The sequence below is a fragment of the Arthrobacter crystallopoietes genome, from assembly GCF_017603825.1.
GTDB classification, from domain to species: Bacteria; Actinomycetota; Actinomycetes; order Actinomycetales; family Micrococcaceae; genus Crystallibacter; species Crystallibacter crystallopoietes_B.
In genome coordinates this window covers 271,923-295,459 of sequence record NZ_CP072014.1, presented here as the reverse complement: position 1 = coordinate 295,459, position 23,537 = coordinate 271,923, and the positions used below count along the sequence as shown (strand labels likewise).

The 23,537-nt window shown below is 65.6% G+C and carries 19 protein-coding genes; 2 read left to right on the top strand and 17 right to left on the bottom strand.

Features of this window, described 5'->3' with window-relative positions; genetic code table 11:
- Positions 1–2 precede the first annotated feature (2 nt).
- Together J5251_RS01475 and J5251_RS01470 are read right to left on the bottom strand one after the other, a co-directional pair.
- The gene (locus J5251_RS01475; protein WP_208574997.1) at positions 3–3,062 is read right to left on the bottom strand and encodes an FAD-binding and (Fe-S)-binding domain-containing protein; all 3,060 of its coding nucleotides are present in this window, start codon (positions 3,060–3,062) and stop codon (positions 3–5) included.
- 8 nt (positions 3,063–3,070) lie between these two features.
- Entirely contained in the window at positions 3,071–4,348 is a 1,278-nt protein-coding gene (locus tag J5251_RS01470; protein ID WP_139004276.1) for an aspartate aminotransferase family protein, read from the bottom strand.
- A gap of 65 nt (positions 4,349–4,413) precedes the next feature.
- Between J5251_RS01470 and J5251_RS01465 the strand changes: the two genes are divergently transcribed.
- On the top strand, positions 4,414–5,406 hold the full coding sequence (locus tag J5251_RS01465; RefSeq protein ID WP_208574996.1) for a D-2-hydroxyacid dehydrogenase: 993 nt from the start codon (positions 4,414–4,416) through the stop codon (positions 5,404–5,406).
- An 81-nt stretch (positions 5,407–5,487) separates the two neighbouring features.
- On the opposite strand, the gene J5251_RS01460 is transcribed toward J5251_RS01465, so the two are convergent.
- The 15 genes from J5251_RS01460 to J5251_RS01390 all read right to left on the bottom strand — a co-directional run bounded on the left by J5251_RS01460 (position 5,488) and on the right by J5251_RS01390 (position 22,540).
- Positions 5,488–6,348, bottom strand: coding sequence for a DUF2382 domain-containing protein (locus J5251_RS01460; protein WP_139004278.1), 861 nt, complete (start codon positions 6,346–6,348; stop codon positions 5,488–5,490).
- A 74-nt stretch (positions 6,349–6,422) separates the two neighbouring features.
- Positions 6,423–7,079, bottom strand: a complete 657-nt coding sequence (locus J5251_RS01455; protein WP_139004279.1) for a DUF3618 domain-containing protein — start codon at positions 7,077–7,079, stop codon at positions 6,423–6,425.
- Entirely contained in the window at positions 7,076–7,525 is a 450-nt protein-coding gene (locus tag J5251_RS01450; RefSeq protein WP_139004280.1) for a phage holin family protein, read from the bottom strand. Before J5251_RS01450 ends, J5251_RS01455 begins: the two co-directional genes overlap by 4 nt.
- Positions 7,525–8,295 carry a hypothetical protein gene (locus tag J5251_RS01445; RefSeq protein WP_139004281.1) on the bottom strand — a complete coding sequence of 257 codons (771 nt, stop codon included), beginning with the start codon at positions 8,293–8,295 and terminating at the stop codon, positions 7,525–7,527. Before J5251_RS01445 ends, J5251_RS01450 begins: the two co-directional genes overlap by 1 nt.
- Positions 8,296–8,332: 37 nt before the next feature.
- Complete coding sequence (locus J5251_RS01440; RefSeq protein WP_139004282.1) at positions 8,333–9,433, bottom strand: YihY/virulence factor BrkB family protein; 1,101 nt, start codon at positions 9,431–9,433, stop codon at positions 8,333–8,335.
- Positions 9,434–9,741: 308 nt separating this feature from the next.
- Positions 9,742–11,037, bottom strand: coding sequence for an acyl-CoA dehydrogenase family protein (locus J5251_RS01435; protein ID WP_139004283.1), 1,296 nt, complete (start codon positions 11,035–11,037; stop codon positions 9,742–9,744).
- Complete coding sequence (locus J5251_RS01430; protein WP_139004284.1) at positions 11,034–12,428, bottom strand: LLM class flavin-dependent oxidoreductase; 1,395 nt, start codon at positions 12,426–12,428, stop codon at positions 11,034–11,036. The genes J5251_RS01435 and J5251_RS01430 overlap by 4 nt, the downstream gene beginning before the upstream one ends.
- Complete coding sequence (locus tag J5251_RS01425; RefSeq protein ID WP_208574995.1) at positions 12,425–14,164, bottom strand: dipeptide ABC transporter ATP-binding protein; 1,740 nt, start codon at positions 14,162–14,164, stop codon at positions 12,425–12,427. Before J5251_RS01425 ends, J5251_RS01430 begins: the two co-directional genes overlap by 4 nt.
- 3 nt (positions 14,165–14,167) lie before the next feature.
- Positions 14,168–15,091 carry an ABC transporter permease gene (locus tag J5251_RS01420; RefSeq protein WP_244250755.1) on the bottom strand — a complete coding sequence of 308 codons (924 nt, stop codon included), beginning with the start codon at positions 15,089–15,091 and terminating at the stop codon, positions 14,168–14,170.
- A complete protein-coding gene (locus tag J5251_RS01415) occupies positions 15,088–16,095 on the bottom strand; it encodes an ABC transporter permease (RefSeq protein ID WP_244250753.1) in 1,008 nt (335 codons plus the stop codon). The genes J5251_RS01420 and J5251_RS01415 overlap by 4 nt, the downstream gene beginning before the upstream one ends.
- Positions 16,092–17,726, bottom strand: coding sequence for an ABC transporter substrate-binding protein (locus J5251_RS01410; protein ID WP_208574994.1), 1,635 nt, complete (start codon positions 17,724–17,726; stop codon positions 16,092–16,094). Before J5251_RS01410 ends, J5251_RS01415 begins: the two co-directional genes overlap by 4 nt.
- A 275-nt stretch (positions 17,727–18,001) precedes the next feature.
- Complete coding sequence (locus J5251_RS01405; protein ID WP_208574993.1) at positions 18,002–18,682, bottom strand: nucleoside/nucleotide kinase family protein; 681 nt, start codon at positions 18,680–18,682, stop codon at positions 18,002–18,004.
- Positions 18,679–19,569: a bifunctional 2-polyprenyl-6-hydroxyphenol methylase/3-demethylubiquinol 3-O-methyltransferase UbiG gene (gene ubiG, locus J5251_RS01400; RefSeq protein WP_208574992.1), complete on the bottom strand. Its 891-nt coding sequence runs from the start codon at positions 19,567–19,569 to the stop codon at positions 18,679–18,681. The genes J5251_RS01405 and ubiG overlap by 4 nt, the downstream gene beginning before the upstream one ends.
- Before the next feature lie 392 nt (positions 19,570–19,961).
- Complete coding sequence (locus tag J5251_RS01395; RefSeq protein ID WP_208574991.1) at positions 19,962–21,569, bottom strand: flavin-containing monooxygenase; 1,608 nt, start codon at positions 21,567–21,569, stop codon at positions 19,962–19,964.
- Positions 21,569–22,540 (bottom strand): alpha/beta hydrolase, encoded by a 972-nt coding sequence (locus J5251_RS01390; RefSeq protein WP_244250752.1) that lies wholly within the window; start codon positions 22,538–22,540, stop codon positions 21,569–21,571. The genes J5251_RS01395 and J5251_RS01390 overlap by 1 nt, the downstream gene beginning before the upstream one ends.
- A gap of 202 nt (positions 22,541–22,742) precedes the next feature.
- Here J5251_RS01390 and J5251_RS01385 point away from each other — a divergent pair, with 202 nt between their 5' ends.
- Positions 22,743–23,408, top strand: a complete 666-nt coding sequence (locus tag J5251_RS01385; protein WP_171059286.1) for a GntR family transcriptional regulator — start codon at positions 22,743–22,745, stop codon at positions 23,406–23,408.
- Positions 23,409–23,537 lie beyond the last annotated feature (129 nt).

The window sequence follows — 23,537 nt, the reverse complement described above, 5'->3', positions numbered from 1 at the left end:
GCCTAGTCCTTGTCTGTGGTTGTTGCGGGGGTGTCTGTCGTGCCGGGGTCGAGCAGCTGGGCCAGATGCCGCCCGGGTCTTGAGGGTTCGAGCTGGTTCACCTGCATGGCGCAGGAGAAGCCGTCCGTGAGGACCACTGCCTCAGGTCCGGTGCCCCGCAGGGCCGGTGCCAGGGCGCTCTCGGCGACCTGCATGCTGACCTCGTAGTGTTCCTTCTCGAAGCCGAAGTTGCCTGCCACGCCGCAGCAGCCGGAGGCGTCCACCACTTCGGGGACCCCGATGGCGGCCAGGGCCGTTTTCTGGGTGCCGGCGCCGAACACGGAGTACTCGTGGCAGTGCGTTTGCAGCACCACTCTTTCGGGCAGCGGTTCGGCTGGTTCCGGCTGCCATCCCGCCGCGGCCAGTCCGCCCACGTGGGCGGCGAAGCTGCGGACGCGGGCGGCTACGCGGCGTGCCTGGTCGGTGTGGACCAGCTCGGGCAGGTCCTTGCGCAGTGCGGCTGCACAGCTGGGTTCGACGACGACGATCGGGCGGTCCGTGCCGTCGTCGAGTGCCTCGGCAGCCTTGCCCAGGAGCGACTTCGCGGTATCGAGCTGGCCGGTGGAGATCCAGGTCAGACCGCAGCAGGCGTCGGCGGAGCATTCCGTCGTCTCGCCCGCTCCTGCCAGCACCCGGGCTGCGGCGCCGGCCACCTCCGGGCGGAAACCGCGTGTGAAGGTATCCACGAACAGCACCACCCCGGCATCGGCACCCGGACGCGTGCCGCCGTCGTTGTTCGACGCCGGACGCACGCCCGCGGCCGCTACCTCGCGGTGCCACTCGCCCGCGCCGGCAAAGCGCGGCAGGGCCCGTTTGGTGGTCAGCCCGCCGAGCGCGGCGGCCACTTTGCCCAGCGGCGTGGCCAGCACGGCGTTGACCAGCGGCGCGATCCGTCCGGTGAGCTTGAGCCAGCGCGGCAGCCAGCCAAGCGAGAAGTGCGAGAGCGGACGCAGCCGGCCCTTGTAGTAGTGGCTGAAGAACTCGGACTTGTAGGTGGCCATGTCCACGCCCGCGGGGCAGTCGCTGGAGCAGGCCTTGCAGGACAGGCACAGGTCCAGGACTTCGCGGACCTCCTCGGATTTCCAGCCCTCGTCCACAGTGCGGGCGCCGCGGACCATCTCCTGCAGCACGCGGGCGCGGCCGCGGGTGGAGTCCTTCTCGTCGCGCGTGGCCTTGTAGCTGGGGCACATCACGCCGGCCGAATCGGTGCGGCACTTGCCTACGCCGATGCAGCCTTGGACTGCGTGTACCCAGGGATCCGTTCCGGCGCCGCCGGCATTGTGCGGGTTATCGGTCTCGGTGAGGGAACCGCCGCCGCTGCCGAGCGGACGCAGGTCGAAGCTTGTGCGCCATTGCCGCTGCGGCACGCCCTCGAGCGCCAGATTGGCGTCCATCGGGTCCGGGGCGGTCATCGAACCGGGATTGAGGATCCCGGCCGGATCCCACAGCCGCCGGAAATTCGCGAACGCGGTCAGCATGCGTGCCGAGTACATTACCGGCAGCAGCTCCGAGCGGGCGCGGCCGTCGCCGTGCTCCCCGGAGAGCGAACCGCCGTGGCCAACCACCAGCTCGGCCGCCTCGCGGGAGAAGACCCGGAAGACTTCGCGGCCGGCTTCGGTACGCAGGTCATAGGTGATGCGGATGTGCATGCAGCCGGCACCGAAGTGCCCGTACATGACGCCTTCCAGACCGTGCTTGGCCAGCAGGCCGCGGAAATCCGCCAGGTAGCCGGCGAGTTTTTCGGGCGCGACGGCGGAGTCCTCCCAGCCGGGCCAGGACTCGCCGCCGGTGGACAGTCGGGACGAGAGGCCGGCGCCGTCTTCGCGCACCCGCCACAGCGATGTCCGCTCGGCCGTGTCGGGGACCAGACGGCCTGCGATGAGGCGGCCGTTCTCCTTGAGCCGGGCCAGCAGCCGCTCGGCCTGGATACGGACCTCGTCCGGATCCTCCCCGTCCAGGTCCACGTACAGCCAGGCCTTGCCCTCGGGCAGCCCGCGGACGGAATCGTTGCCGCGGCGGAACCGCATGGTGTCCACGATCTTCTCGTCAATCCCCTCCACCGCGGCGGGGGAGAACTCGAGGATCGTCTCAATGTCGCGGGCAGCCTCCACCACATCCGCATAGCCGAGCGAGACCAGCAGCGCGCTGGCGGGCTTGTGCACCAGCTTCATCCGGGCGCCGGTGATGATGGCGCAGGTGCCCTCGGAGCCCACCAGGGCCCGGGCCACGTTGAAACCGTTCTCCGGCAGCAGGTTGGCCAGGTGGTAGCCGGAGACCTGGCGCTGGATGCGGCCAAGCTCGGTGCGGAAATCGGCCAGGCTGGCGTGGGCCAGCTTCGTCAGGGACTCCGCCAGCTCAACCGCCCGAGCCGCGGAGGCCCGGTCCTGCGGATCGGTGGCCCGCAGTCCGGTGGCAGTGGCGGTGAGCCGGGCGCCGTCGGAGGTGATCACGTCGAGCTCCGCCACGTGGTCCGAGGTTCGGCCGTAGCGCACCGAATGGTTGCCGCACGCGTCGTTGCCAAGGGCGCCGCCGACCGTGGCCCGGTTCTTCGAGGACGGGTCCGGGGCAAAGGTGGACCGGTTCCCGGTGGCTTTCTCCACCTCGCGGGAGAGCACGGAGAGCACCACGCCGGGATCCACGGAGACCGTGCCGGCGGCCTCGTCGACGGAGTGGATGCGGTTCATGTGCCGGGAAAAGTCCAGCACCACGCCGGGGCCGATCGCGTTGCCGGCCATGGACGTACCGCCGCCGCGCCCGATCAGCGGGGTGCCGGTATCGCGGCAGGCTGCCATTGTGGCGGCGACGTCCTGCGCGGAACGCGGGAACACCACGGCCAGCGGCGGCACCCGGTAGTTGGACGCGTCGTAGGAATACTCGGCCAGCCGACGGGGCGAGCTGTCGGCGTCAATGCCGGCAGCGGCCAGGCGCGCCAGCACCGCCGGCGGGGTATCGGCTGCCGCAGGGCTGCCGGCGGGACGGTGGTCCGCCGGCAGCCCGGTAGCGGGGAGAACAGTTTCGCTCATGCGTTGGCTCAGGCTCCTGCAGTGGCGGGGACAACGCCGACGACGGCGCCCACGGCGGCCTCGAAGCGCTCGAGTCCGGTGGTGATTTCCTCAGCGGTGACCACCAGGGCGGGGATCAGGCGGACCACGTTGCCGGCGGGGCCGCAGGTCAGGGTCAGCAGGCCCTGTTCGGTGGTGGCCTGCTGGACCGCGGCGGCCGTCGCGGCGTCCGGCTTGCCGTCCTCGCCAGTGAACTCGATGCCCTGCATCAGGCCCAGGCCGCGAACGTTGCCGATCACCGGGAAGCGGGCCTGGATTTCCTTCAGGCCGGCCTGCAGCTGCTCGCCGCGGATGCGGCTGTTCTCCACGAGGCCTTCTTCGTGGACCACTTCCAAAGTGGCCACGCCGGCCGCGGCGGAGACGGCGTTGCCGCCGTAAGTGCCGCCCTGCGAACCGGGCCATGCCTTGGACATGGTCTCCGTGGAAGCGGCGATAGCGGAGATGGGGAAGCCGGAGGCGATGCCCTTGGCGGTGATGAGGATGTCCGGAGTGGCCGTGGAGTACTGGTGGCCCCAGAACTTGCCCATCCGGCCCACGCCGGCCTGCACCTCGTCGAAGATCAGCTGGATGCCGTGCCGGTCAGCGCGTTCCCGCAGCCCCTCGAGGAAGGCCGGCGGGGTGGGCAAATAGCCGCCGTCGCCGAGCGCGGGCTCGATCAGGAACGCTGCCGTGTCATTGGGAGCGGTGCGGGTCTGCAGCAGGTAGTCCAGTTCCTGCAGTGCGAATTCGACGGCGGTGGCCTCGTCCCAGCCGTAGCGGTAGGCGTACGGGAAAGCGGACATGTGGACGCCGGCCATCAGCGGGGCGAAGCCGGCGGAGAACTTGGTGCCGGCGGTGGTCAGGGACGCGGCGGCAACGGTGCGGCCGTGGAAGCCGCCCTGGAAGACGACGATGTTCGGCCGGCCGGTGGCCATGCGGGCCAGGCGGATGGCGGCCTCGACGGCCTCGGACCCGGAATTGGCGTAGAAGACGGAGTCAAGGCCGGCGGGCAGTACCTCTCCGAGCTTCTCGGTCAGGGCCAGCAGCGGCTGATGCATCACGGTGGTGTACTGGGCGTGGATGATCTTGCCCACCTGCTCGCGGGCGGCGGCGACTACCTTCGGGTGGCAGTGGCCGGTGCTGGTGACGCCGATGCCGGTGGTGAAATCAAGGTAATCCTTTCCATCGGTGGCATGGATCCAGCTGCCGAGGGCGTGGTCGACGACGAGGGGCGTTGCTTGCTTGAGCGCGGGGCTAAGAGAGGTCATGCCACCTATGGTGCGGGTCACACCTGTTTATTGTCAACAATCCTAAAATCACGTACCGTTGTGGCGTGACTTACACCGATTCCAATCGTCGTCCCCGGGTCGTGATCCTCACCGCCGAGGGCCAGCCCCGTCCCTACAATTTGGACGCAATCAAGGCTCGTGCCGACGTCGTAGTAACCGATGCAGCAGGCCTTCCCGAAGCCGCCCGCGGAGCCGACGTCCTGTTCCTCTGGGACTTCTTCTCCTCGGCGCTGGGCGAGGCCTGGCCGAATGCGGACAAGCTGAAGTGGGTGCATGTGGCGGCTGCCGGGGTGGACGCAATGATGTTCGACGAGCTGCGCGCCTCCGAGGTGGCCGTGACCAATGCCCACGGCACCTTCGATACGCCGATCGCCGAGTTCGTACTGGCCTCCATCCTTGCCCACGACAAGCAGCTGCACCGGAGCAAAGAGCTGCAGCAGCAGTCCGTCTGGAAACATCGCGAGTTGACCCGGACGGGTGGCTCGCGGGTGCTGGTGGCCGGGACCGGCGGGATCGGCCGGGCCACTGCCCGGTTGCTGCGCGCCGTTGGGCTTGAGGTTCGCGGCGTTGGCCGCACGGCACGGGATAACGACGGCGACTTCGGCACCGTCGTGCCGAGCGCGGACCTGGCCGAGCATGCCGGCTGGGCGGACCACGTCGTGCTGATTGCGCCGCTGACCCAGCAGACCCGCCACATGATGAACGCCGAGGTGCTGGCGGCCATGAAGCCTACCGCGCACCTGGTCAACGTCGGCCGCGGTGCGCTGGTGGACGAGGCGGCGCTGGTTGAGGCGTTGCGCAAGGGGAAGGTCGCGGCCGCTTCACTGGATGTCTTCGAGGAAGAGCCGCTGCCGGCCGAGCACCCGTTCTGGGAGATGGACAACGTCCACATTTCGGCCCACATGTGCGGGGACGTGATCGGGTGGCGCGATGCCTTGGCGGATCAGTTCCTGCAGAACCTGACCCGCTGGACCGCCGGAGAACCGCTGGCCAACCTGGTGGACAAGGAGCGCGGCTACGTCAGTTCGAACCCCTGACGCCGGCAGGCCAGTGCGGGCGGCCGGGGAAGTCCCTGCCGCCCGCACTGCTTACCGAGTGGACCTCTCTGTCAGCAGGCCTCAGCGGAGCCGGCCGCCGTCATCGCCGTCGGTCTCGATCTGCTCCTTGCGGACTTCCTCGCTGACCGTTTCCTGATCCGTGACGGTCTCCTTCTCGAGACGGACCCGCTCCACCGGCACTGTTTCCTTTTCGACAACAGGACGTTCCTCGCGCAGGACAACCTCGTGCTCTTCCTCGCTGAGGTCCGGCCCGGACAGTGCAGCGCCGGCGTTCGCGTCCGTGATGGGTTCACGCTCTATGCGGACTTCCTCCCGGCTGACGGGCACGGTCTGCGTTACGTTCTCCGTGACAATGTACTTCCGCAACCGGGCGCGGCCGGTCTCACGGCTTTCGGTGCCGACATGGAGCTGCTCTTCGGAGCGAGTCATGGCGTCGTCGGTGGTGGGGCCGGACGTGTCATGTCCGACTGCGCCGCGGGAACCCGCTGCGTCATCGTAGTCGGCCGTTCCGAAGGTGGCGGAGCCCCTGTCGGTTCCGGTGGTTCCGGTGTAGCTGTCCGTGCCCACGTCTGCAGTTCCGGTGGTTCCGGTGTAAGCGCCGTTTGCGCCGAGGCCGTAGTGCTCGAAGAGGCGGTCCTCATCCGTTTCACTCAGGTGCCCGTCCGGATCCAGGCGGGGGGCGTCCTTGACCTGGTCTTTGGTGTAGGGTACCCGGATGTCGTCGCCGTCCACTGTGGCTTCGGCCAGCGGGACGAAGGACTCCGATGTGCCGAACAGTCCCGTTTTCACGGTCGCCCAGCTCGGATTTTCGGTCCGGTCATCCAGGTACAGCTGCCCGATCGAACCGATCTTGTTCCCCTCGGAATCAAGAATGTTGGAACCGTTGTTGGCCAGTCGGTCAATGTTTGCTTTGGTGATCATGCCATTTCCTTTGTTTCCGCCGGGCACAGTTGTCCTGCGCCCGGATCTATGGGCGGTTCTTGGGAGATGTCGTTTTAGAATCCGGTAGGGAGCGTAGAACCTGCACCCGCGGGGGAGGCTGACTGCGTGTCCTGGACATTGGACTTAGCGTCCTGGGCTCGCTCCTTAATGTCGGCAGCGGCGCCCGCGCTCTCGTCCTTCACCCTGGCGGCAGCATCCTGCGCGGAGCTCTTGACGGACTCCATTGCTTCCTGGGCCGGACCCTTTATGTCCTGCGCTACCTGCTTGGCGGCATCGGTGAGCTCGGTTTTCAGTGGTTCTGCCTTCTCCTTTAGGGCAGTTGCCGCTTGCTGTTCCTTCTGGCTCGCGGGGATCAGGGAGGAAATCAGCATGCCGGCACCAAAGGCTATGAGCCCGGCAGCCATGGGGTTGCCGCGGGTCTTCTCCGCGACCTGATGCGGAGCGTTCTGGACCGTTTCGCCGGCGTGCTGGGCAGTATGGGAAACGGATTCTCCAGCTTGGTGCATCCCGGATTTGGCCGACCCTGTGGTGTTGTCGGCCGCACCCATGATGCTGGTCTTGACGTGGTTCATCTTGTCCCGGACTTTCTGTCCTTGCCGGTGCGCTATCCCGGAGGGGCTGACCTTTTCCGCCAGCGCGTCGACATCGGAACCGAGTTCTGCACGGGTCCGTTCAATTTCTTCGCGGATTTCTTCCGGTGACTGGCTCATGGGGTCTCCTCACCTGGTTTAAACGTCGGGGGAATTTCCTTGATGGTTTCCGCGGTCTGCGGCATGCCGCGAACCGTCTTCATTTCCTTCTTGCCCTTGGCAGCGAGAACGGCGGCAACAATCGCCCAGATCACGGCGACGATCACCGCCGACCATCCAAGGCCGATCAGGGCGCTAAGGGCGTACATCAGTGCGAGGGAGAGGAAAACCAGGACAAAGTGTCCTGCCACGCCCGCGCCGGCAAACATGCCTGCGCCTTTGCCTGCCTTGGTGCCTGACTCCTTGAGTTCCGCTTTGGCCAGTTCGACTTCCTGGCGCATGAGGGTTGAAACGTCACGGCTGACTTCGCTCAGAATGTCGCCCAAGGACGAGTTCTGTGCCCTGGTCTCAGCTTCCGTTGGCGGAATCTCGTAGGCGTGCGAGCCGGCGGAGTTAGATTGTGTCATTAGAGCGCATGCCTCCGTTCGGGGTCGGTACTGACCGGCGGGGTCCCGGGACGAAGGGTGGGCTCGTTGTCCCAAGGATCGCTGAAGGGATCTCCGGTCACCGGTGCCGAAGCGCCGGTGGTGCCGACTGTGGGTTCGGCTGCCGGCGGGGCGGGGGTGGTCATCGGACTCTGTGCGGGAGTCCCTGTTCGCGGGCTGGACTGCGAATCCGATTGTGCCCCGGTGATGCCACGCGTCAGCCGGCCTGCCAAAAGGCCTGCTCCGGCGGCGATTGCCAGAAAGGCACCCGGACGGTTCCGAGCGAAAACCTTGACTTCCTGAAGCAGCGACCCCGGATCGCGTGCTTCGAACCAGCCCGCCGCATCGCCTGTCCTTTGGGCTGCTTGGCCAACCAGGTTCGCCGCGGTGCCCGAATTTTCCGAGGCCTGGGACATGGAGCGCAGTTCGTCGCTCAGCGAGCGCAGTCCCTCGGCGACCCTTTGCTGCTGAGTTCCGGCCTGGTCTTTCAGGGTGGAACCCAGTTCGTTCACGAGGTTCTTGGCGCGCGTGCCGGCCTCCTGGGCCACGGCCTTGGTCTCTTCAACCGCGGTGCCTGCAACCTGTTTACCGGCGCTGGCCCCCTCTTTGGCGACGTTTTTCGCTTCGTCTTTGGCCGCCGTCGTTGTGGAAGAGCTGCCGGTTGATGCGTAGCCGGTGGCCGTTTGGCTGTTCTGAATCGCTAGATTCTCTGTGCCGGGCGCCGCCGGATCCTGCCAGTTCTGCGTTGTCATAGTTTGTACTCCAATGCTTGATGCGAACTAGTTGCCGTCAGTCCCGATCAGGACTCCTACCGTGCCGTTCTCTGAGCTCACGTCCGTCGTTGATGTCCTCCTTTTCCTTCTCGAGTTTCTTATCGCTCGCCTTGGTATCCCGAGGCGGCAGCTGGATGGTGTCCTCGGCTTCGATGCCGCCCTGGAGCTGGCGGCCGCGTTCCATCTCGGCGTCGAACTCCGCGCCGAAGAGCAAGGAAATATTGGCAATCCAGATCCACAGCAGCAGCACGATCATGCCGCCGATGGCACCGTAGGTCTTGTTGTAGTTGCCGAAGTTGGACACGTAGAAGAAGAAGCCCAGGGAAGCGAGCGCCAGGACGAGCAGCGCAATGAAAGCACCCACACTCATCCAGCGGAACTTCGGCTGCTTCACGTTCGGCGTCGCGTAGTACAGGACGGCGATGATGAGGATCGCAAAGATTACCAGCACCGGCCACTTGGCGATGTTCCATACCGTTACTGCTGTCTCGCCAAGTCCGACGGCGTCGCCGATCGCTTGGGCCACGGGGCCGGAGACGACCAGCAGCACAGCCATCACAACGGCCAGCAGCAGCATGATGAGCGTGATGACCAGCATGACCGGGCGCAGTTTGTAGAACGGCCGGCCCTCTTCGACTTCATAGATCCGGTTCATCGCCCGGCTGAAAGCGCCGACATAACCGGATGCGGACCAGAGTGCGCCGGCCAGGCCTGCGATCAGGGCAAAACCTGCAGCGGGCGCACTGGCCAGCTGCTGGATCGGCTGCCGCAGAGTCTGAACAACTTCCGGGCTGGCGACGCCTTCCACGACCTGCAGCAGCGTCTGCGTGGTCTGTTCGGCCTGCCCGATCACGCCCAGCAGGGACACCATGGCCAGCAGTGCAGGGAACAACGACAGCACCCCGAAGTACGTCAGCGCCGCGGCAAGGTCGGTGCACTTGTCCTTCGAGAACTCCCGGACCGTCCGCTTGAGAATGTACTTCCAGTTGGGCTTCCGGACGTCACTGGGCTTGTCCGGCTTCCGGGAATGATCCGGAGCCGGAGCCTCGTGGCTCTTGCCTGCGCTGTTTTGGTTTTCTGTGGTCAGGCCGCTGGAAGGCACATCATTTCTGGACATTGGTACCTCCGGTCGTGTGCACTGACGTAAGCATGGCAATGTGGATGGGTCCTTGCTGGACGTTGCGGAGCTTCCTCCGCCCACCTGCCTTACGGTGTAAATCCATGCTAAGCATGCTTACTAAGCGCCTGCAATGGCGGTTGCCAAATTGGTTCTCAGGTTTTTTGCCGAGCAGCGGCGCAGGATCAGCCCGGAGCGTGCTTGCGCCGGTCATTCGGGAACCGCTGGGAACGACGGCGGCGGGGGCGCCGGCCGGGCTCTTTGGCCCGGCGGACACCCCCGCCAATTCATTGTGATCCTCCTACTCGTCAGGCGGTTCCCGAACGCCAGACGAACTCCGGGACGGAGCCGTTGATCTTCCAGTCACCGACCACGCGCGACTTGTAGACCACCGGGTTGTGGGAGGAGATGACCCGGGCGTTGCGCCAGTGGCGGTCCAGCTGCAGTTCGGACTGCGTGGCGGACGCGCCCAAGGCATCAAACAACGACGACGACGCGCGCTGCGCAAGGTCAGTTACCACGATCTGGGCCTGGGAGGAACCGAACTCCACCTGCAGAACGGCTTCCTCGAATGCCGAGGCGCCAGCTGCCGGCGGCGCGGCATCGCTCGCGGTCGCTGCAGTGCCATCCGTTCGAATCCCGGGGCGCAGGTCGAAGGCTTCCTGCAGCAGTTCGGCGACACGCAGGGTGGCTGCCTCCGCGGCGAAGGCCTGCGCCGCAATCTCGCCGACGATCTGCTGGATCTGGATGTCCTCGCTGGGGCGGACGCCATTACCGTGGCTGAACACGCGAGTGCGCTCGCGGACCGCTTCGGAAACGTCGCGGACCACGCGCTGGGTGATACCGGCCAAGGTAGCGACGTGGATGAGCTGGTAGACGCCGGTGGCGTACGGCGCCTGCTCTGTTTCCACCAGGATGTCGGAGGCCGGGACTGCTACATTCTCGAAAACCGCGGTTCCGGAGGCGGTCAGACGCTGCCCGAAGCCGTCCCAATCATCGTGGATCGTGACGCCCGGCGCATCCGCGCGGACCAGGGCGATGATGTCGCGGCCGTCCGCGGTCCGGGCACCGGTCTGAATCCAGTCCGCATAGAGGCTCCCCGTGGTGTAGTACTTCGTGCCATTAACACGGAAATTCCCGCCGTCGGGCTCAATGGTGGTGCCCACGCCGCCCACAGTGACCGCACCGGTTTCGGTCCAAGCGTTGCCCAGGATCTGGCCTTCGCCCACCCGACGCAACCACTCGGCGTCGTTCGCGTAGAGCCGGCCCTCCACAAAGGCGATGTGCGAGCGCAGGGCCTGGGCGAGGTTGGACTCTGCGGCGGCCAGCTCGATCAGCAGCCGGAAGAGCTGCACCGCAGTGGCCCCGTCGCCGCCGAACTCCCGCGGTACCCGGGCCGCGCCGAAACCGGCCGCCGCCAGTTCGCCGATCTGCTCGTGCAGCAGCACCCGGTCCGTTTCCCGCCCGGCGGCCCCTGCCGCGATGGATTCGAAGGCCGGCCGGTACTTGGCCGCCAACTCGGCGTAGGTCGGAGACCCATTGTCCGGTCCGGGGGCGACCCGAGCCGCGGAAGATGGTGCGGTTGTCTCGATGGTACTGCTCATACAGTGATCTCCTCATGGCGGAACGCGCCGCGGTAGGCGGCGCCGGGGTGGGTGGCGGGCAGCAGCGGGCCGTTGCCCGGGAACAGCCGTTCGCGCAGCGTGCGCTCGGACTCCGAGTACGCCGTGCGGTAGCGGCCGCGCTTCTGCAGTTCCGGGACCAGCAGTTCGACGACGTCGGTGAACGTCCCGGGGGAGAGGAACTGGACAATGTTGAAGCCGTCCACGTCCGTGGCGTCCACGATCTCCTCGATCCGATCCGCGACTTGCTCCGGCGTGCCGGCAATGAAGAATTCGTCGTTGCGCGGGTCGGAGAGCGTGTCGATCAGTTCGTGCGCGCGCTTGCGGCCAGCGCCGGAGGCGAACTCGGCCTCCATGGACTGGGCATGGTCGCGGCCCACATACTGCAAGTACTCGTCCGTCTCCAGCGAGGCAACGTCGATCCCGGAGGAACCGCCGAAGTGCACCAGATGGCCCTCGACGTCGCGCAGCCGCACGACCTCTTCGACCTTGCGCGCCACCTCGGCCTCGGTCTCGCCGAGCACGATGTTCAGCGAGGCCAGCGCCTTGACCGCGTCGCGTCCGCGTCCGGCGGCCTCGGCCCGCTCGCGCAGGTCCCGCACATCCGCGGCCACCCGCTGCACGGTCCGCGAGCTGACGAAGACGGCTTCGGCGTGCCGGGCGGCGAAGTCCTTGCCGCGTTCAGAGGATCCGGCCTGGTAGATTACCGGCGTGCGCTGGAGCGAGGGTTCGGACAGGTGCGGCCCGTCCACCGTGAAGAACCGGCCGGCATGGCCGATCTCGTGCACGCCGTCGGTCTCGGTGTAAACCCGCCGCTCCCGGTCGCGGACCACTGCGCCCTCGTCCCAGGAACCTTCCCACAGTTTGTAAGAGACGTCGAGGTATTCCTCCGCAATGTCGTACCGGTCATCGTGCTTGATGTGCGCCGGCAGGCCGAAGTTGCGTGCGGCATCCGGCAGGTAACCCGTGACCACGTTCCACGCCACCCGTCCCTTCGTCAGATGGTCCAGCGTGCTCAGCCGCCGCGCGTTGCCGAACGGCGGCTCATAGGTGGTGGAAAACGTGACTGCGAAACCGAGGTTCCGGGTCACGGCCGCCATCGCCGGGACCAGCAGGTACGGATCGTTGTTCGGCACCTGCAGTCCACGCTCGACCGCGGGGCCGCGGCTGCCGCGGTACACGTCGTACGTGCCGACCACATCGGCCAGGAAGATGGCGTCGAACAGGCCGCGTTCCAGCAGCTGCGCGGTTCCGGTCCAGTACTCGATGTCCGTGTACTCATGCCGGCGGTTGTCCGGATGCACCCACAGCCCGTGGTTGATATGGCTGACGGTGTTCATCTCGAACCCGTTGAAGTGGATCTCTTTGCTCATGGTGCTTCCTTGGCGGCGAGTTCGCGGGCGGGTAGTTCCGGCACAGCGGCCAGCAGCTGCCGGGTGTAGTCGGTCTGCGGGATGGTGAAAACGTCCGCGGCGGTGCCGGCTTCGACCACCTTGCCGTCCTTCATGACCAGGACATCGTCGCTGACATGGTGGATTACGCCGAGGTCATGGCTGATGAACAGGTAGCTGAGCCCGAGCTGTGACTGCAGGTCCGCCAGCAGATCCAGCACCTGCGCCTGGATGGAAACGTCCAGGGCGGAGACCGGCTCGTCCAGCAGCAGCACGCGCGGCTGGAGCGCGAGCGCCCGGGCGATGGCCACGCGCTGGCGCTGCCCGCCGGAAAGCGTGAGCGGGCGTCGGTTGAATAACGACGGCGGTAGCCCCACCTGGTCGAGCAGCGTCACCGCCCGCTCTGTGCGGTCGGCGGACGTGCCGATGGAGCCGGCCTCCAGCGCGTCGGTGATGACCCGGCCGACGCTGAAGCGGGGGTCGAAGGAGCTCAGCGGGTCCTGGTTGACCAGCTGGATGTCCGGGCGGTGCCGGCGTCGTTGGTCTTCGGAGACCTGGTCCGCACCGGTGCCGGACCAGGCGAACCCGCCGAGGTTCACACTGCCCGCATCCGGCTGGGTCAGCCCCAGGGCGATGCGCGCGGTGGTGGACTTGCCGGAGCCGGACTCGCCCACGATGCCCAAGGTTTTGCCGTGCTCCAGCGTGAAGGACACCCCGTCCACGACGGTACGGCGGGTGCCGCCGGGGCCGGGGTAGGACTTGACCAGGTCGCGGGCGACGATGGCCGGCGCCGTTTCGGAAAATTCCGTGGTCCGGCCGGGACCGCCGGAACCGGCTGCAACGGAGACGGGAGCGCCGACGGAGAGCCTGCGGCCCTTGGCCGCGCCGGAAGGGATGGCGTCGATCAGTGCCTGCGTGTATTCGTGCCGCGGATTGGACAGCACCTCGGCAGCGCGGCCGGACTCGACGATCCGTCCGCCCTGCATCACCGCAATCTCGTCCGCCAGATGGGAGACCACGGCCAGGTCATGCGAGATGAAAACCAGCCCGCGGCCCTGCTCCTTCAGCCCCGCCAGCAGCTCCAGGATCTGCGCCTGCACCGTGGCATCCAGCGCGGTGGTCGGCTCGTCGGCGATCACCAGCTGCGGATTCAGCACGGTCGCCTGGGCGATCAGCGCGCGCTGGCGCAAACCGCCGGAGAGCTCCCCGGAACGCTGCTTGGCGCGCACTTCCGGATCCGGGATGCCGGCATCGCGCAGCGCCTGGTGTACCCGCTCCAGCCGTGTGGCCCTGCCCCGGACGCCGTGGGCCCGCAGTGCTTCATCGATTTCCTGGCCTACAGTGCGCAGCGGATCGAGTGAGACCAGCGCATCCTGCAGCACGTAGCCGATGTCCTTGCCTCGCAACCCGCGCCACTGCCGCTCGGACAGCTTGAGTGCGTTCCTGCCCAGCACGTCCAGCCGCCCGGCAGCGACCTTGGCATTCGCCGCGTTCAGGCCCACCAACGTCCGGGCGGTGACGGTCTTGCCGGAGCCGGATTCGCCTACCAGCGCCAGCGCTTTGCCCGGCGCCAGCGCCAGCGAGACGTCCTTGACTACGTCCACGGTGCCGCGTGGCGTAGCGAAGGAGACGTTCAGCCCTCCGATGTTGAGCAGCGAGTTGGCTTCAGCTACGGAAGCCGCGCTCCCGCCGTCGTTGTTTGTTTGGTAATCAGTCATGTCCTAAACCTCTGCTTCGAGCCGCTGCTGCAGGTGACGCCCCACCACGGTAGTGGTCAGCGCGGCGAGGGTGATGAAGATGCCGGGGAAGGCGGCGATCCACCAGGCAATCTGGATGTAGTTGCGCCCATCCGCCAGCATCGCGCCCCACTCGGCCGCCGGCGGCTGCGCGCCCAGACCGAGGAAGCTCAGCGAGGAAGCCCAGACAATCGCCTGGCCCACGCCCAGGGTGGCGAGCACAAACAGCGGCCGGATCACGTTGGGAACGATGGTGTGCCACAGGATGTGCCGGCGGGAGCGGCCGAGCGATCGCGCGGTCTCTACGTAGGGCGCGGCGATGACCTGCAGCGTTTGCGTGCGGAGCATGCGGGCGTAGCCCGGGGCCGTGCCCACGCCGACGGCGATCGCCGCGGTGACCACGCCGGTTCCCGAAACCGCGATGACAATCAGCGCCAGCAGCAGGCCGGGGAAGGCGAAGAGGATCTCTACGAAGCGGCAGATCGCCGAGTCCAGCCACTTGCCGGAGACCCCGGCAGTGATGCCGAGCAGCCCGCCGAACACCAGCCCGATGGCGGTGGCGGCCAGCCCCAGCAGCAGCGACTGTCCGGTGCCGGTGATCACGCGGGAGAAGACGTCGCGCCCGTTTTGGTCGGTGCCGAAGAGATGCTCCGCATTGGGGGCGGTGAACGCGCCGGCCGGGTCGATGATGTAGGGATCCTTGACCGTCAGCAGTGAAGGAACGACGGCGGCCAGCACCAGGAAGGACAGGACCGCCGCGGCGATCCACACGCCAATCGGGGTGCCGCGGAGGCCCCGCAGCACGGCGGTGGTGCGGGTCCGGCCGCGTCTGCCGTCGGGCTTGTTGCCGGGCTGGTCGCCGCCGGGCAGCGGCGTCCGGGTGGTAGTGGGTTCAAGTGCCACGCTCATGCGCCGGCCCCCTTGTCATTGGTGCGGGGATCGATCACGCGGTACAGCACGTCGACCACCAGGTTCACGAGGATGTAGACCGTGGCGATGATGAACACCACGGCCAGGGTGATGGGCAGGTCCCGGTTGATGATGGCGTCCACCAGGGAGCGGCCCAGGCCGGGGCGGGCGAAGATGATCTCCGCGACCACGGCCGAACTGACCAGCGAGCCGACCGCCCAGGCGGAGAGCGTCAGACCCGGCAGGATGGCATGCCGCAGGGCATGGCCCACACGGACGGCCAGATCGGACAGGCCGCGGGCCCGTGCGGAGAGTACGAACGGCTGGGCCAGCGCTTCCTCGAAGGAAGAACGGGTGACCTGGGCGATGAAGCCGGCCAGCGGAATGCCCAGCGCCATGGCCGGGAGCACCAGGGACTTGAAGCCGTCGTCACCGGCCACGGGGAACCAGCCCAGGATGACGGCGAAGACCACGGCCAGCATGATGCCCACCCAGAACGGCGGCAGCGCGGCGAAGAAGACTTCGATGCCGCGGCCGACGCCGTCCAGCACCCGTCCGCGTCCCACGGTCAGCAGGGTGAACGCCAGTGCGATGGCCCAGGCGAAGACCAGCGCAAGGCCGGCCAGCTGGAAGGTCGGCTGGATCTGCGGTCCGAGGATGTCCAGCACCGGAACCTTGAACACGTACGAGGTGCCGAAGTTGCCGGTGGCAAGTCCCGCCAGGTAGTTGACGTACTGGATGAGGACCGGCTGGTCCAGCCCGTACTGCGCCTCGACCGCGGCCACGGTTTCGGCGGACGGGGCGGCGCTGTGTCCGCCCAGAATGGTGGTGACCGGATCGCCGGGCACCAGCCTCAGGACAAAGAACGTCAGCGTCACCGCGGCCCAGAGGACAAACAGGCTCCCGGCCGCGCGCTTGAGGATCACCTGCCCCGTGGAGCCGGCGGTCGCCGTCGTTCGTGGAATTTCGGTATGCGAAGTGCGGGCTTGCGTTGCCGTACTCATGATGCGTTCACCGCCGTGACGTCGTAGATGTAGGGGAGGGACAGGCTCGGTTCCAACGTCAGGTTGGCGAACCGGTCCTGGCGCAGGGCCAGCTGGCTGGTCTGGTTGTAGAGCGGAAGCTGGAGGGCGTTCTCGCTGACAATCTGCTGGGCCCGGTAGTACAGCTCGGCGCGGATGTCCGGATCATCGGTGGCCAGGGCCTCGTTCACGATCCGGTCGAACTCCTTGTTGCTGAAGCCCGAGCCGTTGGGGACGAAGCCGGCTGACTTCATGTACTCGGTGGAGAAGACAATCCGCAGCACGTCCGCCGTGTTGGTGTTCCAGTAGCCGGCGCGCAGGTCGTATTCGAAGTTGTTGTACTTTTCCGACGACGACGCGAAGTCCTGGTTCTCGATCCGCACATCGAACCCGCGCTGCTTGGCGCTGGCCTGGATCTGCGTGACCAGCGCCGCGTGCGCCGTGGGCCACGCAGCCGGGGTGTAGGGCAGGACCACGGTCAGCCGCTTGCCGTCCTTGGTCCGGTAACCCCGCTCGTCCCGGCCGGTCCAGCCGGCCTCGTCCAGCAGCCGGTCCGCTTCTGCGGGGTCCGGGAGGTACGCGTCCTCGAAGTCGGGCGAGTAGAAACCGGTGGTGCTGGCCAGCGGGCCGCCGGCCTTGGTCACCGTTCCGAAGTAGACACTGTTGATACCGGCCTCCACGTACACGCTGTGCAGGAAAGCCTTGCGCACCTTGATGTCGTCGAATGGGGCGCGCGTGGTGTTGAGCATCAGGTTGGTCGGATTGCCCGGCCGGTCCTGCAGCACCAGCTGCACCTTCTTGTCCGCCTCCGCCTCGGCGAAGTACACCGACGGCATCAGATCCAGCGCGTCCACCTGGCCTGCACGCAGCAGTCCGTACCGGGTGGAATCCTCCGGCACGATCAGCCACTCCAGGTTCTTGATGTGCGCCGGGCCCTCATGCTGGGCGAACGGCGGAGCCGAGTTGTAATCCTCGTTGCGCACCAGTGAGACCTTGGACTGCGGAATGTAGTCCACAATCTTGTACGGGCCGGTGCCCACCGGCGAAATGCAGTTCTCCGCCTGCGGCCGCTTGAGCGCGGTAGGGGACTCGATGCCGAGGAACGGCTGGGCCAGCACTTCCAGGAAGGCCGCGTACGGACGGTTCAGGCTGACGCGCGCCGTGGTTTCGTTAATGACCTCGGTGCTCTCATAGGGCTTGAGGTATCCGCCAGCCGTGCCGGACTGCGTGTCCGGATCCACCATGTGGTCCAGGTTCGCCTTGACCGCCTCGGCCGTGAACTTGGTGCCGTCAGTGAAGTAGACGTCGTCACGGACCGTGAACGTGTAGGTCAGCCCGTCCGCGGAGACCTCCCAGGACTCGGCAAGCCACGGATGGATCTTGCCGTCCTTGTCTTGCGAGACCAGTGAATCGAGGTAGTTGGCGGCGAGTGATGCCTGCGGCATGTCCCCGTTGACGTGGGGATCCAGGCAGGAGATGTCCTTGCCGGTGGCGAAAACAAAGGTATTGGCCTCATCGGGCTGGGCGCTCGCGGCGCCGCCGCAACCGGCAAGGGCCAGGACAACGACGGCGGCAAGGGCCGTGGGTGCCCAGGGGGTTTGGCGTAATGTCATGTTCTCGGGTTCTTCCGTCCGGCCCGTTAAACGGCTCGCCGGAAGCACCCGAGAATTCGGGGACTGCACTCACCGGCTAGTGTTCAACGAAGCTTGCGTCGCCTCGTGGCAGTTACCGTCCTTTGGGGACGTACCGAGGAATCTACCGGCGCGTCCGAGGGCAGGAAATATTTCTGAACCGCAGTGACTTTGCGCGTCAGCAGCATGACGTCACATGACTTCGCATGACGGAGCTGGCGAAAAATGCCGCAGAAAGAGGCCGTGGGGACAGGGGATCAGGCCAGGATGATGAGGAGGTCTGCTTGGTCCTGAGTGGCACGAACCAACTCGGCATTCGGCTCGTCCACGTCGCGTACCCAGGCTTCGGCGGTTTCCGGCGATTTACCAAAAGCGATGTGCCGTTCAACCAGTTGCCGGATACGGACTTGGTCTTCCTGCTCGACGTACCAGACCTCTGTGCACTGCTCGCGGACTTGCCGCCAGCCGGGCTCCTCCAGCAGAAGGTAGTTGCCCTCGGTGAGTACTGTGTGTGCCGAGGGAAAGACGGGAACGCGGCCTGCCAAGGGTTGCTCGAGAGTCCGCTCGAAACCAGGAGCGTAAACGGTGTTGCGCCGATCACGTCGAAGCCGCCGGAGCAGTTCGGCATAGCCGTACACGTCAAAGGTCTCCGGCGCGCCCTTACGAGCTAACAACCCCAGCCGTTGCAGCTCGGCGTCGGCGAGGTGGAAGCCATCCATCGGGACGTGCGCGAACCGCTGCTGTTCGGGATCGGGAGCCCCCGCGTTCAGCAGGGCCAGCAGGTTTTCCGTGAGGGTGCTCTTGCCCGCGCCCGGCTCACCGACGATGCCAATAATGGTCCGCCCGCGAGGGGGTGGCCGGTCCTCGGCCGCGGCTCGTTCCTCGCTTGCCGCGGCTACAAGCCGCTCGATCCGGTCGGCCAGTTCCTGCAGCCTCATTCGCCGGCCTCGGACGCCCCGTTGGGTTCCCGGTTTCGGCGCTTCACCGCATACCCCATATAAGAGAGGGCTGTGCTCCTGACCGGTCCGAAGTCCAGCCTGCGGCTGAGCTCGCCGTATGTGATGCGGCCGAGCCGGGTTTGGATTAGACCACGCAGCATGACCAGCGGGTTCGCGCGCGGCGCCAGACCGGACATGCCGGCAGGCTCCAATCCGTTACCAATTAATAGGGAGGCCAGTTCATTTGGTTTGATGAACTTGTCCCAAACGTGGAGCTCCGTGTCGATAATCCGGGTGAACTGCCACTCCTGCATGAGCTTGATGGCCAGGAGCCTGCTCGTAGCCGTCCGGTTGATCGTGTCGAACAAGTACACGCCTCCCGGTTTCATCACCCGAGCGGTCTCCGCCAGCACCTGCGGCAGATCGGCAACATGCTCGAGCACATCGCAACAGTAAACGACGTCGAATGCCCTGTCCTCCAGCGGCAGCTGTTCGCCGGCGCCAAGCTGGTATCGGATCCGAAGCCCGCTGGTTTCCGCATGCGTCCTGGCCGCTTCAATCGCGACGGCGGACGGGTCCACACCGACGACGTCGAACCCCAGCCGGGCGAATTCCTCGGCCAGCAGACCGGCGCCGCAACCAACATCGAGCGCTTTCACGCCTGCGCCGATCTGTTGGGCAACGGCAGACCCGTCGGGCGGGAAAGTGGCTTTGGCCAAGCTGCCGCCCTCATGGCCTAGCTCGCGCTGCAGGACTTCACGGCAGTAGGCCATCCGTGCGGGAGTAAGACTGCCGTGCAGCAGGTTGAGCGGGTTCTCTTCATCCCACCAGGAAGAACCCAGCCTGTTGTAAACGTCGTTGTCGATCGGCCCGCTGCTCCCCGCCATAGCAGGAGCATAGCGGTCTCTGTCCGTTGTCAGGCTGGATCTACGGGATCGACGGGCCTTTTCCTTAGCCCCGGCTCGGTGGCCAACCGGCATGCCGCTTCCATAGAAGCCCTCCTGATGCTGGCCAAGGATGGGCAGAGCCCGGGCGATCCAAGGCCCGGGCTCCCACCCGGTCTCCGGTTGAGGAAACGGTCCCCAATTAGTGCTGCTTGGGCACCTTGAAGAACGGCGAGATCACCACGCCGAGGGTGGCCAGGATTGCACCAATGATGAACGAGGTGTGGGCGCCCGAGAACAATGCATGAGCCAGGTCCGAGCCTGAACAGAAGGGAAAACGACGGCGGCAGGTGGGCTGCCGCCGTCGTCCTCCCATTAATAGGGTGATTAGTAGATCAGGCGAGAACGAAGCCTTCGTAGGCCCTTGCGGCTACCTCATCGCATTTAGCGCGGTAGGCGCCCACGCCGCCGACATAGGGCATAAAAACGCGGGGTTTGCCCGGGACATTGGCACCCAGGTACCAAGAGTTCGCCTGTGGAAAGAGCGTCATCTCCGCCACCGCATTCACGTGCTCCACCCACTCGTCCTCTGCCTCGGGAACCGGTTCTGAGGAGGTCAGTCCATTGCTGTCCAAGTAGGCTATGTGGTCTGAAATCCAGTCCACATGCTGCTCGATGGACGTGATCATATTGCTCAGGACCGACGGGCTGCCCGGACCGGTCACCGTGAACAGATTCGGGAACCCGGCGACGGACAGGCCGAGGTAGGCTCGAGGTCCGGCCTCCCACTTTTCCCGCAGCGAGACACCGTCACGGCCCCGGATGTCGATGCCGAGCAGGGCGCCCGTCATAGCGTCGAAACCGGTGGCAAAGACGATGGCATCCAACTTGTACTCCTTGTCAGCCGTACGCAGCCCGTCCGGGGTCAACTCCTGGATGGGAGACTTGCGCACATCGATCAAGGAGACGTTGTCCCGGTTATAGGTGTCGTAGTAATCCGTGTCCACGCAGATGCGCTTGGTCCCCACCGGATGGTCATACGGCTTGAGGATGCGCGCGGTTTCGGGATCTTGAACGATCTCATCGATTTTGGTACGGATGTACTCGGCCACCGTGTCGTTGGCTTCCTTGCTGATCGCTAGATCGGAGAAACACTGTCCTAACCGGAAACCGCCGAGCGTCCAATGCTCGTCGAACACCCGCTGACGGTCCTCCGGTGGAGCTTCCAAAGCGGAGTCAGGCCCGGGAGGGAAGGGCAGACCAGTGGGAGTGTGCTTGGCGTCCTCGCGGATCTTGCGGTAGTTCGCCTTGACATCCTGCCAGAGCTTCTGGTCCAGCGGTCCGTTGTTGGCAGGCACGCTGAAGTTCGGGGTGCGCTGGAAGACGTTCAGGTGCTCAGCCTGCCGCGCAATTTCTGGAATGGACTGGATCCCCGAAGATCCCGTACCAATCACACCAACACGTTTGCCTGAGAAATCGACACCTTCGTGCGGCCAGTCACCGGTGTGGTAGACCTTCCCGGTGTAGGTGTTTAGCCCGGAGAAGTCCGGAATTCGGCTGGTCGATAGGCAGCCGGTGGCCATAATGCAGAATCGCGCCGTCGTCTCTTCCGCGCCACGCGGCCCGGCGGACGATACGCGCCAGAGCCCGGCACCGTCGTCATAATTTGCTGATGTGACGGTGGTGTCCAGCTCAATGTCACGGCGCAGATCGTAGCGGTCTGCCACGTGGTTGAGGTAACGGAGCAATTCCGGCTGGGCCGGATAACGCTCCGTCCACTCCCAATCCTGTTCCAGCTCCGGGTCAAAGGAAAAGGAATAGTAGGGGCTTTCCACATCGCAGCGGGCGCCCGGGTAACGGTTCCAATACCAGGTTCCGCCTACACCGTCCCCTTTTTCGAAGACGACGGCGGAAAGGCCTTGTCCGCGCAGCTTGTGCAGCATGTACAGGCCAGCGAATCCTGCTCCAACAATGACGGCGTCTACTCCGCGTGGGGTGCTCATCAGGCCTCCACCGACGCAGTTGTTTCCGCGGCGCTGACGGAGATATCCTTCACGCGGTCTGCCACCAAATCCATGACGGCAGCGCTGGCCGGCAGCACATTGACCATGGAGAAGAAACCGTGCATTTGGCCTGGCCACCGGTGGAACTGGACGTCGACGCCGGCTTCCTGAAGACGCTGGGAGTAGGCCTCGCCCTCGTCGCACAGGACATCGTGGGCGGCCGTGACCACCAGTGCCGGGGGCAGGCCCTGCAGGCTTTCGGCCCGCAAGGGGGAGGCGTGGGGATGGGCACGATCCTCCGGAGTGGGGGCGTAGTGGTCCCAGAACCAGACCATGAATTCCTTGGTCAGCAGGGTCTGGTTTTCCGGCTCGTCGTAGGAGAGGCGGGTGAAGTCTGCGTCAGTGACTGGATAAATGAGCATCTGGCCAGCGATTCTGGGGCCGTTTTCGTCCCGCGCACGCAGCGCCATCACGGCAGAAAGGTTGCCGCCGGCACTGTCGCCGCCGACAAACAGCGGCGCGCCGGCGTTGGCTAGCTCTTCACGATGCTCATCGGCCCACTTCAAGGCAATCCAAGAATCTTCGACGGCGGCAGGGAACCGCTTTTCGGGAGCCTTGCGGTAATTCACCAGGACGACCGTGTTTCGGGTTTTCTCTGCCAGCTGGCGACCCAACGTCTCATAGCCGTCGATGTCGCCGACAACCCAGCCGCCACCATGGAGATAGACGAATACTCCAGTCGGGGCGGAATTGGGGACATGGACTCGGATGGCGAATTCTTCGCCGTCGTAACTGACCAACTGATGGTCCTCGGTCCGGTGCATTTCCGGACCTTCCCCGAACATCGCATTCATGGCCGCGGACGTGGCACGGGCTTCAGCCGGTTCCATTTCCCACATGGGTTTGGCTTCCGGTCCAGCAGCTTCTGCTGCTGCGGCGAGGAACTTTACGGTTGCTTCATCAAGCGCCATTTTCAATCTCTCTTCGTTGAGTGGATTGCTGGTCCTGCATTTTTAGTGGTGCAGGTCACAACACTATAGAATGCATTGTTCTTGAATGGGAAGAGGTTCCATGCGGATATTTCCTGAAAGGCCGCACGCGGTACAGTGAATGCGCGCCGTGCTTCTGCTCTGGCGTCAGGTAGCGGACAGGAGACCGGACGGAGGCAGGCAGGTGGACTTTGAATTGCCGCTCTCGCGGAAGGATGCCGTGGTTCAGCAGCTCCGCGACGAGATACTCTCTGGTGCTTTGGCCCCGCGGGCTGCGATCAAGGACGCAGAGCTGGCGGCCCGGTTGGGGGTCAGCGTCACGCCCGTGAGGGAAGCCATCACACAGCTAATCAGCGAGGGCTTCATTGAGGCTCTGCCGAACAAGCGGCGTCGCGTTGCCGCATTGACGCAGAAGCAGGCAATTGACCTGATGGATGTCTTGGGAGCCGTGTTTGTTGCAGGTCTCGAGCGTGCCGATGGCAAGCTCTCCGACGAGTGGCTCGAGGACTTCAAGCGTTCGGTGGCCGACTTCGGCGCAGCTCTGGGCTCGGGCGACATGCAAACTTCGGGACCAGCCTTCGGGCGGATTGTGAAGTTGGTTTTTGACGCTGCCGGTAACGACGAACTGCACGCCGTTATGGATCAGGTCATGCTGCGCTCCCTGCGGCGGATCCAGCTTTACCCCTCCCAACATTTGTTGCCGCTGTGGAGCGAGGCATTTTCCGATGTGGCCGATCTCTTGACGATCGGAAAGCATGCTGCGGCCGTCGACCGAATGCGCCGCTTCTTTGCAGAGCTTGTGGCTGCAATGCATCGCGATCGCAACGATGAGGAACTGGTCGGCCCGTAGCTGGGCACGCCTGGGAATGCCACGTCTCTGCGTCGGAATCGCAGCTCGCGAGATGGCTCGTTGCAGCTTTTGAAGGCATCCGTCCGAGATGGTGGTGCCTTTGCCGTTTCAAGCGGTCACCTGGACGTG